The 16,958-nt window shown below is 38.4% G+C and carries 18 protein-coding genes; 5 read left to right on the plus strand and 13 right to left on the minus strand.

From position 1 onward, the window contains the following. The first annotated feature begins 8 nt into the window (after nt 1-8). Complete coding sequence (locus tag ACTG7L_RS09280) at nt 9-425, plus strand: nucleotidyltransferase substrate binding protein (RefSeq protein ID WP_439328299.1); 417 nt, start codon at nt 9-11, stop codon at nt 423-425. On the opposite strand, the gene ACTG7L_RS09285 is transcribed toward ACTG7L_RS09280, so the two are convergent. The 5 genes from ACTG7L_RS09285 to ftsY form a co-directional block, all read right to left on the minus strand. Next, nucleotides 415-1,353, minus strand: a complete 939-nt coding sequence (locus ACTG7L_RS09285) for an alpha/beta fold hydrolase (RefSeq protein ID WP_439328300.1) — start codon at nt 1,351-1,353, stop codon at nt 415-417. The two genes, ACTG7L_RS09280 and ACTG7L_RS09285, sit on opposite strands and share 11 nt — an antisense overlap. Nucleotides 1,354-1,407: 54 nt before the next feature. Next, complete coding sequence (asd, locus tag ACTG7L_RS09290; protein ID WP_439240489.1) at nt 1,408-2,520, minus strand: aspartate-semialdehyde dehydrogenase; 1,113 nt, start codon at nt 2,518-2,520, stop codon at nt 1,408-1,410. Between the two features lie 182 nt (nt 2,521-2,702). After that, on the minus strand, nt 2,703-3,629 hold the full coding sequence (gene ftsX / locus ACTG7L_RS09295; RefSeq protein ID WP_439328301.1) for a permease-like cell division protein FtsX: 927 nt from the start codon (nt 3,627-3,629) through the stop codon (nt 2,703-2,705). 10 nt (nt 3,630-3,639) lie between these two features. Next, nucleotides 3,640-4,296 carry a cell division ATP-binding protein FtsE gene (gene ftsE / locus ACTG7L_RS09300; protein ID WP_439240493.1) on the minus strand — a complete coding sequence of 219 codons (657 nt, stop codon included), beginning with the start codon at nt 4,294-4,296 and terminating at the stop codon, nt 3,640-3,642. A gap of 11 nt (nt 4,297-4,307) precedes the next feature. Beyond that, nucleotides 4,308-5,762 carry a signal recognition particle-docking protein FtsY gene (gene ftsY / locus ACTG7L_RS09305; protein WP_439328302.1) on the minus strand — a complete coding sequence of 485 codons (1,455 nt, stop codon included), beginning with the start codon at nt 5,760-5,762 and terminating at the stop codon, nt 4,308-4,310. 68 nt (nt 5,763-5,830) lie between these two features. On the opposite strand from ftsY, the gene rsmD reads away from it, so the two are divergent. Continuing rightward, nucleotides 5,831-6,424 carry a 16S rRNA (guanine(966)-N(2))-methyltransferase RsmD gene (gene rsmD / locus ACTG7L_RS09310; protein WP_439328303.1) on the plus strand — a complete coding sequence of 198 codons (594 nt, stop codon included), beginning with the start codon at nt 5,831-5,833 and terminating at the stop codon, nt 6,422-6,424. 33 nt (nt 6,425-6,457) lie between these two features. Here the strand turns inward: rsmD and ACTG7L_RS09315 are convergent, their stop codons facing one another. The 8 genes from ACTG7L_RS09315 to ACTG7L_RS09350 form a co-directional block, all read right to left on the minus strand. Next, nucleotides 6,458-6,736 carry a type II toxin-antitoxin system RelE family toxin gene (locus ACTG7L_RS09315; protein ID WP_439328304.1) on the minus strand — a complete coding sequence of 93 codons (279 nt, stop codon included), beginning with the start codon at nt 6,734-6,736 and terminating at the stop codon, nt 6,458-6,460. 1 nt (nt 6,737) lies between these two features. Beyond that, a complete protein-coding gene (locus ACTG7L_RS09320) occupies nt 6,738-6,962 on the minus strand; it encodes a type II toxin-antitoxin system Phd/YefM family antitoxin (RefSeq protein WP_439328305.1) in 225 nt (74 codons plus the stop codon). A 170-nt stretch (nt 6,963-7,132) separates the two neighbouring features. Continuing rightward, nucleotides 7,133-7,450 (minus strand): PTS transporter subunit EIIB, encoded by a 318-nt coding sequence (locus ACTG7L_RS09325; RefSeq protein WP_439328306.1) that lies wholly within the window; start codon nt 7,448-7,450, stop codon nt 7,133-7,135. A gap of 20 nt (nt 7,451-7,470) precedes the next feature. After that, entirely contained in the window at nt 7,471-8,412 is a 942-nt protein-coding gene (locus tag ACTG7L_RS09330) for an ABC transporter permease (protein ID WP_386695446.1), read from the minus strand. 9 nt (nt 8,413-8,421) lie between these two features. After that, complete coding sequence (locus ACTG7L_RS09335) at nt 8,422-9,921, minus strand: sugar ABC transporter ATP-binding protein (protein WP_439328307.1); 1,500 nt, start codon at nt 9,919-9,921, stop codon at nt 8,422-8,424. 56 nt (nt 9,922-9,977) lie between these two features. Further along, nucleotides 9,978-10,937: a substrate-binding domain-containing protein gene (locus ACTG7L_RS09340; protein WP_386688503.1), complete on the minus strand. Its 960-nt coding sequence runs from the start codon at nt 10,935-10,937 to the stop codon at nt 9,978-9,980. A gap of 90 nt (nt 10,938-11,027) precedes the next feature. Further along, nucleotides 11,028-12,629 (minus strand): xylulokinase, encoded by a 1,602-nt coding sequence (locus ACTG7L_RS09345; protein WP_439328308.1) that lies wholly within the window; start codon nt 12,627-12,629, stop codon nt 11,028-11,030. A gap of 29 nt (nt 12,630-12,658) precedes the next feature. Next, a complete protein-coding gene (locus ACTG7L_RS09350) occupies nt 12,659-13,438 on the minus strand; it encodes an SDR family oxidoreductase (RefSeq protein ID WP_439328309.1) in 780 nt (259 codons plus the stop codon). Between the two features lie 188 nt (nt 13,439-13,626). Between ACTG7L_RS09350 and ACTG7L_RS09355 the strand changes: the two genes are divergently transcribed. The 3 genes from ACTG7L_RS09355 (at nt 13,627) to ACTG7L_RS09365 (ending at nt 16,917) form a co-directional block, all read left to right on the plus strand. Further along, nucleotides 13,627-14,742, plus strand: coding sequence for an ROK family protein (locus tag ACTG7L_RS09355; RefSeq protein ID WP_439328310.1), 1,116 nt, complete (start codon nt 13,627-13,629; stop codon nt 14,740-14,742). Nucleotides 14,743-14,895: 153 nt separating this feature from the next. Continuing rightward, on the plus strand, nt 14,896-15,999 hold the full coding sequence (locus ACTG7L_RS09360; RefSeq protein WP_439328311.1) for a PfkB family carbohydrate kinase: 1,104 nt from the start codon (nt 14,896-14,898) through the stop codon (nt 15,997-15,999). A 3-nt stretch (nt 16,000-16,002) separates the two neighbouring features. After that, a complete protein-coding gene (locus tag ACTG7L_RS09365) occupies nt 16,003-16,917 on the plus strand; it encodes a pseudouridine-5'-phosphate glycosidase (protein ID WP_439328312.1) in 915 nt (304 codons plus the stop codon). Nucleotides 16,918-16,958: the final 41 nt, after the last annotated feature.

Raw genomic sequence — 16,958 nt, forward strand, 5'->3', positions numbered from 1 at the left:
AGGTTGATATGAATGATATTACATTAGATTTTACGCCATTAATTAATGCGGTTGAACGATTAAAAGAAGGGTTGGCTCGTTATCAAGCGGACGTGACGGATATTCAAATTCGTGATGGCTTAATTCAACGTTTTGAATTTACTTATGAATTAAGCCATAAAATGCTTAAACGTTATTTAGTGCATATTTCGCCTAATCCAGCACAATATGATGCCATGCCTTTTCAAGATTTAATTCGTTCTGGTTATGAAATGAATTTATTACAAGGTGAATGGAAAGATTGGAAAACTTACCGAGAAATGCGATCACGTACCAGTCACACCTATGATGAAGAAACCGCATTAAATGTGGTGGATGGCATTCCTGCTTTCTTACAAGAAGTGATATTTTTGACCGAACAATTAACAGAACGCACTAACGAATAAATTGAAAAATATGCTCCAACGCCACATTCCGAATTTCATCACGTTCAAATAAAATCTCATGTTTGGCTTGTTTGATTGGAATTAATTTCCCTTTTGGCAAAAGTGCGGTGAATTTTTCGATATTTTTATTCTCCACAATGTTGTCTTTTTCCGCTTGCAAGATCAACACGGGAATTTCAATTTGTGGCAGAATTTTTGGCAAGCGTTTTATCGCTTGTAAACATAAATGTGCCCAACGGAAAGTCGGACCGCCTAAATGAATCTCTTTAAACTTGCGATTAATCCGATTCATCCATTTCATGCGAGTTTTGCAGAAACTGAGTTCATTTTGTTTTAAATCCGCAGGTTTATAAGCCGTTTTGCCAAACACATAATGTTCTCCCATGCCCAATAACATCATTAAACTCAATAACATTTCATCACGTAACGGTTTTTTTAAGGGTAAGCCAAAAAAAGGCGAAGAAAGCACCGCACTTTTAATCTGGTGATCATAGTTGGCGAGATAATAGCTTGAAATTAAACAGCCTAAAGAATGTGCCACAATATGCTGACGTTGATAGTTAAAATCTACGGTGCATTTTTCGATAATTTTTGCCATATCATCCGCATAAAAGCGAAATTCATCTAAATGGCCTTTTTCCGGATCGGTTAATAACCGCTGTGAATAACCTTGTCCACGGTGATCAAAAACCAAGACATCAAATCCTTGCTGATAAAAATCATAGGCAAGTTCAGACCATTTTAAAATATTTTCAGCCCGACCATTGACCAGAACGATCAACTTTCGTTGATCGCTTTGGGGTTGGGTAAAATGACGATAGGCTAGCTGACAATGTCTTTTTCCAACAAGATATTGAATGGGGAATTGTTGTGCAAAAGGATACAGTTCAGCTAAGGCAAATTGACAAAATTGAGGTTCTCGTTGCATATCATGGTATTTAAAAATCCCCTCTCCCTTTGGGAGAGGGTTAGGGTGAGGGTTTTAAACCAATTGATTCAAAATACGGCGTACTGGCTCTGCCGCACCCCATAATAATTGGTCGCCCACGGTGAATGCGGCTAAATATTCAGGGCCCATGGCAAGTTTACGCAAACGCCCTACTGGTACGCTTAATGTCCCTGTGACTTTCGCTGGCGTCAACTCACGCAAGGTGGTTTCTTTATCATTCGGAATCACTTTCACCCATTCATTGTGGCTTGCTAAAATTTGTTCAATCTCGCTTAATGGCAAGTCTTTTTTGAGTTTAATGGTGAACGCTTGGCTATGGCAACGCAATGCCCCAATACGCACACATAAGCCATCGACTGGAATTGGATTGTCGCTTAAACCTAAAATTTTATTGGTTTCCGCATAGCCTTTCCATTCTTCTTTGGTTTGTCCGCTTTCTGGTAATAATTTATCAATCCATGGAATTAAGCTACCGCCTAAGGCTGCACCAAAGTTATCCGTTGGGAAATCGTCAGCACGCATTTTGGCGGTGACTTTGCGTTCAATATCTAAAATAGACGACGCTGGATCAGCTAATTCTGCTTTCACGCTGTCTTCTAATTGACCCATTTGCACAAGCAACTCACGCATATTTTTCGCCCCTGCACCAGACGCCGCTTGATAGGTCGCAACGGAAATCCATTCCACTAAATCTTTTTCAAATAAGCCACCAATCGCCATTAACATCAAGCTCACGGTACAGTTACCGCCCACAAAGGTTTTAATGCCTTTTTTCAAGCCATCTGTAATCACATGTTGGTTCACTGGATCTAACACAATAATCGCATCATCTTGCATACGCAATGCGGATGCCGCATCCACCCAATAGCCGTCCCAACCTGTCGCCTTTAATTTTGGATAGACTTCATTGGTGTAGTCGCCCCCTTGACAGGTGACGATAATATCTAATTTTTTAAGTTCATCAATATCAAAGGCATTTTTCAATTCGCCTGCCTCTTTGCCAGCAAACACTGGGGCTTTTTGCCCTGCTTGCGAAGTGGTGAAGAACACAGGATTTAAATTGGCAAAATCGTTTTCCTGAACCATACGATCCATTAACACCGAGCCAACCATACCACGCCAACCGATAAAACCGACATTTTTCATATTTGCATTTCCTTTAAGTTATGTTGTGTTTGATGGTTATAAAATTACAGATAACCTTGATAAAATCAAGTATTTTTTATATAAAAAATGATGAAAATTAGGTTTTGGTTAATTTTCATCATTAAATAAGCAGTTATGTTAGAACAATTTTTAAAACTAGGCTTTAAAAATTAGATATTTTATCATTTTCCTAACATTTTTATATGCCGTGTCGCCGCAATCCATGCTGACGCATAACCTACAATGGAGCAAATAATCAACAAGAATACAAATTCTACGAATCCTAAGCCATTCAATTCAAATTGGACTGCAAAAATATCGGTCACATATTTCACCGCACTAGTGAAATAACCAATGACGAAACTACTGAAAATACAGGCAAATAAAGCACCTAAAAAGCCGTAGATAATGCCTGTGTACAGGAAAGGACGTAGCACAAATTGATCGGTGGCACCCAATAATTTCATCACTTGAATATTCGCCTTGCTACTATATACATCAGAACGAATACTATTCCCGATCACTAAAAAGACCGCCAAAGTCATTAACACCGCACTAAAAATCGCCACATGAGCAATCAGCCACGTAATCGCCGTGAGTTTTTCGAGCCAATCATTATCCATGCGGACTTCATCTACCCCTTTGATTTTCATCAAATTATTATGTAATTCTTGACGTTTTTCGGAACCTTGAAATTCTGATGTTGGATGGATCATCACCACGGCCGGTAAGGGGTTATCATCTAAAATATCCAATTCTTCATTAAAGCCAGACCAAGCCTTAAACTCTTTTAAACTTTCTTGGCGAGACACATAATTTAGGCTTTCTACGCCATTTTGCTCACGGATTTTTTCCACCACATTGTTAGCATCATCTGCATTCAGATTTTTATGCAAATAGACCGTTAATTCGGTTTCTGGATAGAATTTGGTGGTGGCTAAGTGGGTGTTTTTCCAGAGTAAAAAACTCACGGTCGGAATGGTCAATGACACGGCAATCACCAAAATTGTCAATAAGGTACCGTATTTTCTTAAACAAAGATCGGCCCACACATTGCGTAGAACATATTGCATTTGTACCCAAAATGGGGCTTTTTGTGTTGAACTCATTTGCTTTCCCCTATGCTCGCAAATAGCCTTGTTCTAATACAAGGCAAGGTTTTGGTTTTTGTTGAATTAAGCCAATGTTATGGGTGGCAATTAACACAGTCATGCCGGTTTTGTTAAATTCTTCAAACAGGTTAAAAATATCAAAAGACAAAGCGTTATCCAGATTGCCAGTGGGTTCATCAGCCAGCAATAATTGCGGTTTATGCACCACCGCTCGAGCAATATCGACACGTTGTTGTTCACCGCCCGATAAATGTAATGGCTGATGATTGGCACGGTCGTATAATCCCACTCTATCTAACATAGCCAATGCACGTTCTTTTGCGGTTTTGGGGTGCATGCCTGCAATAATTAAGGGCAATGCCACATTATCCACAATAGAACGATCAGGCAATAAACGATAATCCTGATGAACCATGCCAATTTGGCGACGTAAAAATGGCAATTCATGGCTAGAAAGGCGAGAAATTTTATGACCATTAAACCAAATTTCCCCACCATTAACACGTTCCATGCCCATAATGAGTTTTAACAACGTACTTTTACCTGCCCCAGAATGCCCAGTTAAATAAGTCATACTGCCCACAGGTAAATGAAAATTTATCCCTTGTAACGCAGATTGTTTGCTCCCTAAATAGGCTTTGCTCACATCTTGAAAATAGATCATTTGGCTTTCCCTTAATCTTCTTGCGTAAATAACGCATCAATAAATTCATTGGCATCAAAGGTGCGTAAATCTTCAATTTTTTCACCCACACCAATATAACGAATGGGTAAATTAAATTGATCCGCAATAGCAAAAATCACACCACCTTTGGCGGTGCCATCTAATTTGGTTAAACAGAGTCCAGTCAGTCCTACAGCCTCATTAAATAATTTTGCCTGACTAATGGCATTTTGCCCTGTGCCTGCGTCTAAGGTGAGCATAATTTCATGCGGTGCGGTGTCATCATATTTTTTCATCACACGCACGATTTTTTTCAACTCGTCCATCAAATTATTTTTATTTTGCAAACGTCCAGCGGTGTCGGCAATCAATATATCAATATTTTTCGCAGCGGCTGATTGCATAGCATCAAAAATGACGGATGCTGAATCCGAGCCAGTCGCTTGTGCCACCACTGGAATATGATTACGCTCGCCCCACACTTGCAACTGTTCTACCGCCGCCGCACGGAACGTGTCACCCGCCGCTAACATCAAGGATTTACCTTGTTGTTGGAACTGACGAGCGAGTTTACCGATTGTGGTGGTTTTGCCCACGCCGTTCACGCCGACCATTAAAATCACATAAGGTTTTTTGCTGGTGTCAATGTGCAAAGGTTGTGCTACTGGAGCAAGAATATCCGCCATTTCTTGTTTGAGTTGTTGATACAACAAATCCGCATCTTTCAACTGTTGACGAGTGGCATGTTGTTCTAAATTTTGGATAATTTTGCTGGTGGTCGGCACGCCAATATCGGCAATTAATAGTTGTTCTTCAAGTTCTTCAAACAGTTCATCATCAATTTTTTTACCTAAAAAGAAAGCACGAAAACCCGAACCGATATTCTGTTTGGTTTTCACTAACCCTTTGAGTAAACGACTGAAAAAACCGCCCTCGCTTGGCTTTTCTTGGGTAACGGCAGTTTCTGGAATATCTGGTTCAGCGGGTTCATTTTCTTGTTCGGTGATTTCTTCTGATTGTTCAACTTGCGCTAAAACAGGCTCAAATTCCACCGCGCTTTTTTTAACAATATCTTCAACACCATCTTCTGCATTATCCTTTTCTTCTGGAGCAATAACCTCTGCAATGATTTGTTCCGTTTTGACTGGTTCAAGTGCGGTATTATTTTGTTCAGAAATAAATGCGGTTTCAGAATGAACAAAATTTTCGACTAAATTTAAGGTATCTTCGCTTAAATTTTCGCTCACCGTTTCAATAGCATGATCGATATTTTCGCTGATGTTTTCGATTTTTTCTTCAATAATATCAACAATATTTTCTGTTTGTTGGGTGGTTTGCTCAACAACTTCTTCAACTGCTTGTTGTGTTTCCGTTGGTGATATTGGTTCATCAACATGGTTTTCTGGTGGCTTTTTCCCAAGTCCTAACCACGACCAAAATCCGCCCTTTTTCTTCTCATCTGCCATAAAAATCTCTCAATATCTGTTAAACTATACAAAATCTATATAGTTTATCATTTTTTATTTACATCTGTATGAAAAAAAGCACAAAATCGACCACTCAATCGACTAAAGGCGAAGTTCGTATTATCGCAGGCCGTTGGCGTGGGCGAAAATTGCCAGTCCTTAATGCCCAAGGTTTACGCCCTACTGGTGATCGGGTGAAAGAAACCCTGTTTAATTGGTTAATGCCTTACATTGTGGATAGCCACTGTTTAGACTGCTTTGCGGGCAGTGGTTCACTGGGGTTTGAAAGCCTATCAAGAGGAGCGAAACAGGTGACTTTTGTAGAGTTAGACAGAACCGTTGCCAACCAACTGAAAAAAAATCTCGCCACCTTGAAATGCGATACAGATCAATCTGTTGTACTTAACCAAAACAGCCTAGATTACCTAAAACAACCGCAAAAAACACCGCAGTTTGATGTGGTATTTTTGGATCCACCATTTCATTTTGGTTTGGCGGAACAAGCAATAATTTTATTAGCGCAAAATAACTGGCTAAAAGAAAACGCCTTAATTTATGTGGAAACCGAAAAAGAAAAACAGTTAACAACACCTGAAAATTGGCAGTTGTTAAAGGAGAAAATTACGGGCATGGTGGGGTATCGGTTGTATAGAAAAATGTGATGAATTTTGCTTTTAGCTACAATAATACTGCATCTAAATCAATTTCCCCAAATGGCGATACACTTCAGCATCATTGCGTTTGCCAATTCTCAACACATGGATTTCTAATACATCATTTTCAATCTGATAAATAATTCTATATTCACCTGCTTTTATTCGTCTTAATATGGGATAACCAGTAAGTTGTTTGGACTGAATGGATAACGGATTATTAGCCAATAAATCTATTTTTGCGACGATTTGCTTTGCGTGTTTAAGAGGGATTTTTTCTAAAAATGCAGCGGCATCTTTTGATAATCGAATAGCTAACATATTAACGGAATTTATCAAGTACAGATTCGGTTTCTGAGGATGTGAGCAACCCTTTGTTTTTTGCTTCAAGCGCTAACCTTGCATCAATATATTCTTCAAGCACATCTGGTGACATGACCAAACTGACAATTTTATTACGTCTTGTGATAGACACAGCTTCCCTTTGTGAATGATCAATCAGTTGACTAAACGCATTTTGAGCTTGAGATGAAGTCACTGTAAGCATATACGTACCTTTTTTGTTGTTTTTGGTTGGAGCAATATAGCTAATCATTGAGAGAATAGCAATAGAATTTAACCATTATGTATATAAAAACAATAGTAAAATATCATTTAATATCGCTACTATTATAAAAATAAGCGACATAAAAAATTATGTCGCTTAAAACGCTCTTATTACAAAACAGCCTTAATAGATTCAGCAATTGCCCCTGATTGTTTACCTAATATAACGTGTAATTCATTATCATTAACAGCAACATTCCCTTTTGAACCTAATTGTTCAAGTTTGCTGAAATCTACAAGATTGAGATTAGCTAAATTTAACCTTAATCTTGTAATGCAATAATCAACCCCTGTGAGATTTTCTTTACCGCCTAATGCCATAATGAATTGTTCCGCAATCTCTTTCGAGATTTTATCTAACAGGTCAACTTCTGTTTGGCTCGGTTGACCACTTAGAAGATGTTTAATTCGTTCTAAAAAATTTGCCATTATTTACCTGCCTATCTCAATTATTTACTCAGTTGTTGCTTGGTTTTTAAACTTTCTAATAATACGGCAAGGATAATAATTCCGCCTTTCACCACTTGTTGATGATAGCCAGGAATATTCAATAAATTCATTAGATTAGAGATAATACTTAGAATAAATACCCCAATTAACGTATTTAATACCGTCCCTTTACCACCTGATAAACTTGCTCCACCGACAACAACCGCAGCAATGGCATCAAGTTCAAAGCCAATACCAAACACTGGTGAACCCACACCTGTTCTGGTGGTTGCCAAAATACCTGCCACTGCACAAGCTATGCCACTAATAACATAAACAAAGAATTTGTGTCTTTCTACTCGAATACCTGCAAAACGAGTCGCTGTTTCATTACTCCCAATGGAAATCACAATTCTGCCAAAGACCGTTTTCTTATAAACAAATAAGGTGGCAAGGAAAGTAATAAATAATATATAAAAAGGTAATGGAATCCCCAGTAAATAACCCGTACCAAAATCCGTAAAACTATCATCGTTGATAAAAATTGGTTGTCCTTTTGATACAATTAAACCTAATCCACGAGCTACCGTCATCATTGCTAAGGTCGCAACAAAGGGAGCAACTTTAAAATATGCAATTAATCCGCCTGCAATACCGCCAATAATTGCACCGCATAAAATACCAATGATAGTACTACCGAATATGCCGTAATCAGGCATATAGATCGCAATAATCACGGACACTAATGCCATTATTGAACCAACGGATAAATCAATTCCCCCCGTTAAAATCACAAACAATAATCCCAATGAAACAATACCTAACGGAACACTTTGTCTTAGTACATTAGTGATATTCTCAAGGGCATAAAATCGGTCAGATAATAATGCTGACACAACAAGCATTATGAGAAAAAACATAATGGTTGAATGTTGTAAGAAAAATGAGTATGCTTTTTTCATAAAAACTCCTTAATTTAAATTCTCACGTTTAGGAATGGCTAATTTCATAATATTTTCTTCGGTTATTTGTTCACCTTGTAATTCACCCGTAATTGTACCTTCGCTCATTACATAAATTCTGTTACACAAACCGATAAGCTCAATTAATTCTGATGAAATAACTAATAATCCATAACCTAATTTCGCTAAATCAGAGATAATGCGATAAATTTCTGCCTTTGCCCCAACATCAACACCACGAGTGGGTTCATCAAAAATGATGAAATCACAATCTGTATTTAACCATTTGGCTAACACGACTTTTTGTTGATTACCACCACTCAAACTGGAAATAGGGTCAAATAACGAACCTAATTTTATTTGTAATAACTTTTTGAGTTTTTCACCCATAGATAATTCAGAATGATGATTAATAATGCCGAATTTAGAAATCTTGTTTAAGGTTGCCATTGTCATATTTTCTAAGATTGACATATTCAAAATCGCACCTTGTTCTTTCCGACTTTCAGGGACTAAGCCAATCCCTTGTTTTATTGCATCGGTTACATTGGAGAATTTTAATAATTGACCATTTTTATAAATTTCCCCTGATGTGATTGGATCAATACCAAAAATACATCTTGCGACTTCTGTTCGACCCGCTCCGACTAAGCCAGCTAAACCCACAATTTCGCCTTTTTTCACATTAAAAGAAATATTCCGTAATAATCCTGTTCGATTAAGATCTTTGACTAATAATAAGTCATCATCTTGTGGAACAATCTTATCAGGATATAGGGAATCTAATTCTCGTCCTACCATATATTTAATAATTTCATCTTCATTAGATGTTTTTGGATCTAATTCAATAATCGTCTGTCCATCTTTAATCACTGTAATTGAATCAGATATACGGAATAATTCTTCTAAACGATGGGAAATATAAATAATGGTAACGCCTTTTTGTTTAAGTTTATTTAGGTTGTCAAATAGAATATCAATTTCAGGATCAGCAAGTACTGCTGTGGGTTCATCTAAAATTAAAATATTCACGTTCTTGGTTAAAGCCTTAGCAATTTCCACCATTTGTTGATAGGCAACACTTAAATCACCCAATCGCATTGTTGGGGGAATATTAAAACCTAAAGAATCTAATGCTTGTTTCGCTTGTTGATTAATTGAATCCCAGTTAATGGTTTTTTTACCTTGCCCCAAATCATCAAGAAAGATATTTTCAGCAACGGAAAGATCGGGGGATAAGGCTAATTCCTGATGAATAATCCCAATCCCTTTGCGTTGACTACTTTTAGGATTAGTAAAATGAACTTCTTCGCCATTTATTTTTATTGTTCCACTGTCTTTAATATAGATTCCTGACAGAATCTTCATTAAAGTGGATTTTCCAGCACCATTTTCACCAATTAAAGCGTGAATTGACCCTTTTTTAACATTCAGATCAATATTCTGTAATGCTTTTACGCCACCAAAATGTTTGCTTACATTACGGATCTCAATAGCATAATCACTCATATCATCTCCTTTTTTCAAGATAGTGGAAGTTAAAACTTCCACTATTCATTGGATTATTAGTACAAAGAGTCTGGGTTATATACTTTTTCTACATTATCCTTGTTAATTAACAATGGTTTAATATAAAGATAGTCAGGAAAATCACGTTTACCTTGTTGATATTGAGTAATAGTGTCAATCGTAAGTTTAGTTAACGCATCTGGATTATTTGATGCCGTGGCTTGTAATTCGCCTTTTTTCACCGCTTCTAAACCAAATTTATAACCATCGTGAGCATACACTTTCACATTTTCTAATTTGCCAGCCGCTTTCAATGCACGCAGACCACCTAATGCCATATCGTCCATTTCAGCGTAAACAGCATTCACTTTATCACCATTTGCAACAATGGCATCTTCCATTGCTTTTAAACCACCTTGTTGATCCCAGTTACCCCAAACTTGCGTTAAAACATTGAGTTGAGTGTGTCCATATTGACGTAATTGAGCTTCCATTACACCACGGATAAAGTTAGTACGGCGAGCTTCACCCACTAAATTACCTTGATTCCCACTGATAAGCACAAGATTGATAGGTTTATCGCCAAATTGTTTTACGGCAAATTCACCAATCATAATATTGTTTGCCGCATTATTCGCTTGAATACGAGTAACAACGGGGGCTTCTAAAGAAATATCACTATCTAAGGCAATGACTGGGACTTTTGCTTTCGTTGCCATTTCTGATATTTTAATACCTGCCACAGGATCTTGTGGATTTAACACTAAGTAGTTAATTCCTTGTGAAAGCATATCTTCTACATCAGCAACTTGTTTATTCAAATCACCCCGTGCATCCGTGGTAATTAATTCATAGCCTGCCTCTTTAGCGTGAATTTTCATATATTCAGTTAAGCCATTAAAGAACGCACCATTTAAAGTTCGATTAGCAAACCCAATTTTAACGTTGTCATTGGCAACGGCTGTTGTACCAATAAGTGATAAAGAAAGAGCAAGCGCTGTGAGTAATTTTTTCATATAAACCACCTTAGTTTGGGTTAGTTAAAAATGTTGAAATTTCTACCGCACTTTAGGGTAGTCATTTCGGCTTAAGAATGGGAAATCCCATTAATTCTGATTCGTTGCAAAATTTGCGGCGACTTGTTCAATCGCTAATCCATTTTTATAACGTTGAATAAAGGTTTCATAGCCTTGAACCCAGTTAGGTTCTGGATTCACCACATTATCCGAACTATTCACAAAGACGATTTTGTCTAAATAGTCGGTTAAAGAAATTGAAGTCTGTTGCATATAAGCCGCTAACAAAGCAATCCCCCAAGCACCGCCTTCACTGGCTGTTTCTAGTACCGCAACAGGCACATTCAATGCAGCACTCAAGGCTTTTTGTGCGGTTTCTTTGCTTTTGAATAATCCGCCGTGTGCAAAGATTTTTTCAATGTTGACACTTTCTTTTTTAGTCAAGGTATCCATGCCTAATTTCATTGCACCAAATGCAGTGTAAAGTTGCACAAGCAAGAAGTTAGCCAACGAAAAATCGGCTTTGGCAGGATGTAAGAACAACGGGCAACCCGTGGTAAGATTGACACCATGTTCGCCAGAATAGAAACAATATGACAATAATCCACCACCGTCAGGTGTGGCTTCTAATGCTTTATTAAATAGACCAGCATACAATTCATCAGGCGTAACCTTAATATTAAAGACGTTTAGCACTTCATCAAATACTTGAAACCAAGCATTAAGATCTGAACTACAATTTTGCGAATGAGCCATTGCCACAAGATCACCTGCTGGTGTCGTGACCATATCAAGATCCCGATAAACCTGTGATAACGGTTTTTCCAATACCACCATCGCAAAAGCCGATGTACCAGCGGAAACATTACCTGTTTTAACCTTAATACTATTGGTCGCCATCATTCCTGTTCCAGCATCACCTTCAGGTGGACAAAGCACGCAACCTGCTTGCAAATTCCCCGAAGGATCGAGCAAGCGGCAACCTTTTTCGGTTAATAATCCTGCTGATTCACCTGCAACCAATACTTTCGGAAGAATATTTTCTAATTTCCAATTAAAGTGTTGTTGAGAGATTAATTCATTGAATGTATTGACCATTCGGCGATCATAATCTTTTGTCGTAGAATCTATTGGGAACATCCCTGACGCATCGCCAATGCCCAATACTTTTTGTCCTGTTAATTGCCAATGTACATAGCCACTTAAGGTAGTAATGTAAGCAATGTCTTTAGTATGGCTTTCCTGATTTAAAATAGCTTGATAAAGGTGAGCAATGCTCCAACGCTGTGGAATATTATATTGCAATAAGTCGGTTAATTGGTCAGCCGCCCCCGCTGTGGTATTATTACGCCAAGTCCGAAATTCTGCGAGTTGGTTATCTTGCTCATCAAAGGCAAGATAACCGTGCATCATTGCACTCACGCCCATTGCCGAAATGTGGCGAATAACCGTGTTATATTTATCTCGCACCACAGAACTCAAATCTTGATAGCTTTGAGCAATACCTGTCCAAACTTCATCAAGGGGATACGTCCAAATGCCATTGACAAAATGATTTTCCCACTCAAAGCTCCCTTTGGCTAAAATATTCCCATTTACATCAATTAATACCGATTTAATCCGTGTTGAACCTAGCTCAATACCTAAATAAGTTTGACCATTTTCAATCAACGTTTTTGCATTGCTACACATAAAATCTCCTTACATTGTTAAAGGATCGTTTAGAAACAGGTAAATGCACCATCTACAATAAAATCTGAACCTGTAGTAAAGCTACTGGTATCACCAGCTAAATAAACACAAATGGATTGTAACTCTTCAGGTTTGCCTAAACGATGTAACGGTGCCATTTCATTCCAAGTTTTAATCAACGGTTTAAGATCTTCTGAATTTAAGGTTAATTCTGTACCGATATAACCAGGACTTAGACTATTGACTCGTACATTATGTTTTGCCCACTCAATAGCGAGAGATTTCGTTAGCTGAATAACCCCTGCTTTGGATGCGTTATAGGCACATTGTGGCTGTGGAACATTGACAATATGAGCAGACATTGATGCCGTATTAATAATTGAACCACCTGTACCTTGTTCAATCATTAATTTTCCTGCGGCTTGTGCGGTTAAAAATACCCCTGTTAAATTGACATTAATCACCTTTGACCATTGCTCTAAACTCATTTCTTCCGCAGGAATATTCATACAAATTCCCGCATTACAAAAGGCAATATCCAGTTTTCCAAATTCTTTTTTAATCACATCAATGAGGTTATTCACACTGGCTAAATCGGTCACATCCGTTTTAACGGCAATCGCTCTCACGTTCTCTTGTTGGCTAATTTCAGCCGCTGTTTTTTCTGCCTCACGAATATCAAAATCAGCAATGACCACATTCGCTCCAGCTTGTGCAAAAGCAATCGCCACACTTTTACCAATTCCCCTTGCTCCACCTGTTACAAAAGCGGTTTTGCCAGTTAGTTTCATTTTCTCTAAGATATTCATACTACACTCCTTATAAATGTTGATATTTATATAAAGCAACTTTATTAAAGTTGTTTTATGAAAGTTAATTTAATCCGATCAATTTCATTTTGCAAGGGACTTTGTTAAAATATTTTTAGAAAAGCGGTAGTTTTTTATGATTTTGTGATCTCTGTCACAAAAAATAGATGAGTTAAAGGCAAAAAATAATGAAAAATGAAGAATATTTAGACATCAAACAGGCAAATTACCGCAATATCTATCAGCTATTTTTTCAACACGAGCATTTATCCAAGCCACAAATAGTGAAAATGCTCAATTTGAGTTTACCGACTGTTGTCAATAATATCACTGAACTAGAAACCGAAGGAAAAATCAAAGAACAAGGCTTTTTTCAACCACAAGGTGGTAGACCTGCTATCGCTTATCAATTAGTGGATGATGCCTTTATTACCATAGGTGTTGAAATTCAACAAACCAAAGTCCGTTGTATCGCTTTAAATTTAAAGGGAGAAGTCTTGAATGTGGACACAAACGTACTTTATTTTGAAAATGAACCCCCTTATATCGAAAATCTCAGCCAAGTGATCTATCTTTTTTTACAGAAGATCGCCTATCCACAAGAACGGATCTTAGGGATTGGATTCTCCATTCAAGGCATTGTCAGTAAAGATGGACAATCCATGCTTTATAGCCGTGTATTGTCAAGCGAACATTTTGATTTCAAACAATTGCAACTTTATTTTGATATTCCCACCATGTTATTTCACGATGTGAAATGTGCAGCATTAACTGAACTCTGGTTTTCGGAGCATATTGACAATGCTGTTTATGTTTCGATTAGTGAACATTTAGGTGGAGCCATTATCATCAATAATCAAATTGATTTAGGCAAAAAAGGTTATTCGGGAGCATTAGAACATTTACAAATTCATACCGATGGAAATCTTTGTTATTGTGGACAACGTGGCTGTTTAGAAACCTATTGCTCACTTTCAGCCCTACTCGCCCCCGATGAAACAACCGAAGCCTTTTTTGCATCCCTGAGAGAAAATGATGAGCTTTCTGTTATGCGTTGGGATGCGTTTTTAGAACATTTAGCTAAAGGATTAAATACGGTGTATTTACTGCTTGAGCGAGATATTATTTTAGGTGGCGAAATTGCATTCTATCTTATTGAAGATGATCTACAAATATTGCAACAACGCATTAGTGAACTTTCGACTTTCCCCCTTGACAGTGATTTCATTCGCATAGCTACCCAACAAAAATATCCTAGTGCTATGGGGGCGGCGTTGCCTTTTTTGGTTAAGTATTTGGCGTAAATTTACTTCTTTTTATATTATAAAATTGGGGTTCTCTATTAGAAAAGCGCCAAAACTTCGTGATCAAGATCACAAATTCAACAAAAAGCCATTGATTTATCCTGTCAAAAGTAGAATATATTAACAATTGTTAATATTTTAACAGGTGTTAATATGACGATGGCAACAACAGCAATGACAAAAGAACAGCAAATTTTGGCGTTGTTGGCAAAAAATCCATTTTTACAACAAAATGAAATAGCTGAACAATTAGGCATTACTCGCTCTAGTGTGGCGAATTATATTATGAATTTGAGTAATAAAGGTAAAATTCGGGGCAAGGGCTATATTCTTGCTCCCCACAAACGCATTGTCACCATCGGTGGCACTAATATGGACATTGCTGGCACGGCGTTGACGGAATTACGCTTGCAGGATTCTAATTTGGGCAAAATCAAATGCAGTGCAGGGGGCGTGGCTCGGAATATTGCACAAAATATTGCAATGCTCGGGCAGGAATCCCATTTGATTTCAGTGGTGGGGGACGATCCTTATGGGGCAACCCTGTTGGAAACCACTCGCCTTGCTGGGGTGAAAATTGAGCAATGTTATAAACTGGCGAATCAAACCACGTCCACCTATTTGTCGTTGCATAATCATTCTGGGGAAATGGTGGTGGCGATTAATGATATGGACATTTTGCAATGCCTGACCCCTGAATTATTGGCGTCCCGTTTGGATTTTATCCAACATTCGGATGTGTTGGTGTTGGACTGCAATTTATCGGAAACCACATTGGCGTGGCTGTTTACCCATTGTGGGCATTTGCCGATTTTTGTGGATCCCGTTTCTACCTTTAAGGCAATGAAAATTAAGCCCTATTTACATAAAATTCATACCCTGAAACCGAATCGAATGGAAGCGGAAATACTCAGCGGTATAACCATTGAGCAGCCTGAAGATCTCGTCAAGGTAGCAAATTGGTTTCATTCGCAAGGGCTGCAACGTTTGGTTATGAGTCTGGGGGCGGATGGTGTTTTTTATAGCGAAAAAGGCGGTTTTGCTGATACAATGGCGGCGTTCAAAACGGAGATTGTCAATGTCACGGGAGCAGGTGATGCGATGATGGCAGGGTTGGCTTGTTGTTATTTAGAAAATCGGTCTTTTTCCGCATCGGTTCGTTATGCACAAGCCTGTTCTGCGATGGCGTTGGCATCCGTATTCACAAACAACCCAAATCTATCAGATGATAGTGTTAAACAATTATTGGAGAACTAAACGATGAATCAATTTCTTGATATTGCCCCTGAAGTGGCACAAGCCTTACAACAGGGTAAGCCTGTGGTGGCGTTGGAATCCACCATTATCTCGCACGGTATGCCTTATCCGCAAAATGTGGAAACCGCATTGCGTGTGGAGCAGGTGATTCGTGATAATGGAGCCATTCCTGCGACCATTGCGATTATCAATGGGCGTTTAAAAGCAGGTTTAAGCCGTGATGAAATTGAAATTTTAGGCAAAGAAGGGCAAGCCGTGGCAAAAGTCAGCCGCCGTGATTTGCCGTTTATTGTGGCAGCTAAAAAGCACGGGGCAACCACGGTGGCAGCGACAATGATTGTGGCGGCATTAGCAGGCATTAAGGTGTTTGCGACGGGCGGTATTGGCGGTGTGCATCGTGGTGCCGAAACCACCTTTGATATTTCCGCTGACTTACAAGAATTGGCTCATACTAATGTAGCCGTGGTTTGTGCGGGAGCAAAATCCATTTTAGATTTAGGCTTAACCACCGAATATTTAGAAACCTTTGGCGTGCCATTAATTGGTTATCAAACCCAACAATTACCAGCGTTCTACACCAGTCGCAGTGATTTTGAAGTGAGTGTAAAATTAGACAGCCCTGAACAAATTGCTTTAGCAATGCAAGCCAAATGGCAATTAGGATTAGATGGAGGTTTAGTGATTGCGAACCCAATTCCTGCCGAATTTGAAATGCCAGAACACACCATTAAAGCGGCGATTGAACAAGCCTTAAAAGAATCGGAAGAACAGGGTATTCACGGCAAAGACAGCACCCCATTCTTGTTAGCTCGAGTCTGTGAATTAACGGGGGGCGACAGCTTAAATTCCAATATTAATTTGGTGTTAAACAATGCGAAATTAGCTAGCCAAATTGCAGCGGAATTTGTGAAATTGTAAGTAAATTATCGCTAAAAATAGGGAATCTACTCTTCGTTTGG

The organism is Lonepinella sp. BR2357, assembly GCF_051851525.1.
GTDB lineage: Bacteria > Pseudomonadota > Gammaproteobacteria > Enterobacterales > Pasteurellaceae > Lonepinella.

Bases quoted from the DNA above. Each gene is read 5' to 3' on its own strand.
- ACTG7L_RS09280 (WP_439328299.1), top strand. From the start codon at position 9: ATGAATGATATTACATTAGATTTTACGCCATTAATTAATGCGGTTGAA.
- ACTG7L_RS09285 (WP_439328300.1), bottom strand. From the start codon at position 1,353: ATGCAACGAGAACCTCAATTTTGTCAATTTGCCTTAGCTGAACTGTAT.
- asd (WP_439240489.1), bottom strand. From the start codon at position 2,520: ATGAAAAATGTCGGTTTTATCGGTTGGCGTGGTATGGTTGGCTCGGTG.
- ftsX (WP_439328301.1), bottom strand. From the start codon at position 3,629: ATGAGTTCAACACAAAAAGCCCCATTTTGGGTACAAATGCAATATGTT.
- ftsE (WP_439240493.1), bottom strand. From the start codon at position 4,296: ATGATCTATTTTCAAGATGTGAGCAAAGCCTATTTAGGGAGCAAACAA.
- ftsY (WP_439328302.1), bottom strand. From the start codon at position 5,762: ATGGCAGATGAGAAGAAAAAGGGCGGATTTTGGTCGTGGTTAGGACTT.
- rsmD (WP_439328303.1), top strand. From the start codon at position 5,831: ATGAAAAAAAGCACAAAATCGACCACTCAATCGACTAAAGGCGAAGTT.
- ACTG7L_RS09315 (WP_439328304.1), bottom strand. From the start codon at position 6,736: ATGTTAGCTATTCGATTATCAAAAGATGCCGCTGCATTTTTAGAAAAA.
- ACTG7L_RS09320 (WP_439328305.1), bottom strand. From the start codon at position 6,962: ATGCTTACAGTGACTTCATCTCAAGCTCAAAATGCGTTTAGTCAACTG.
- ACTG7L_RS09325 (WP_439328306.1), bottom strand. From the start codon at position 7,450: ATGGCAAATTTTTTAGAACGAATTAAACATCTTCTAAGTGGTCAACCG.
- ACTG7L_RS09330 (WP_386695446.1), bottom strand. From the start codon at position 8,412: ATGAAAAAAGCATACTCATTTTTCTTACAACATTCAACCATTATGTTT.
- ACTG7L_RS09335 (WP_439328307.1), bottom strand. From the start codon at position 9,921: ATGAGTGATTATGCTATTGAGATCCGTAATGTAAGCAAACATTTTGGT.
- ACTG7L_RS09340 (WP_386688503.1), bottom strand. From the start codon at position 10,937: ATGAAAAAATTACTCACAGCGCTTGCTCTTTCTTTATCACTTATTGGT.
- ACTG7L_RS09345 (WP_439328308.1), bottom strand. From the start codon at position 12,629: ATGTGTAGCAATGCAAAAACGTTGATTGAAAATGGTCAAACTTATTTA.
- ACTG7L_RS09350 (WP_439328309.1), bottom strand. From the start codon at position 13,438: ATGAATATCTTAGAGAAAATGAAACTAACTGGCAAAACCGCTTTTGTA.
- ACTG7L_RS09355 (WP_439328310.1), top strand. From the start codon at position 13,627: ATGAAAAATGAAGAATATTTAGACATCAAACAGGCAAATTACCGCAAT.
- ACTG7L_RS09360 (WP_439328311.1), top strand. From the start codon at position 14,896: ATGACGATGGCAACAACAGCAATGACAAAAGAACAGCAAATTTTGGCG.
- ACTG7L_RS09365 (WP_439328312.1), top strand. From the start codon at position 16,003: ATGAATCAATTTCTTGATATTGCCCCTGAAGTGGCACAAGCCTTACAA.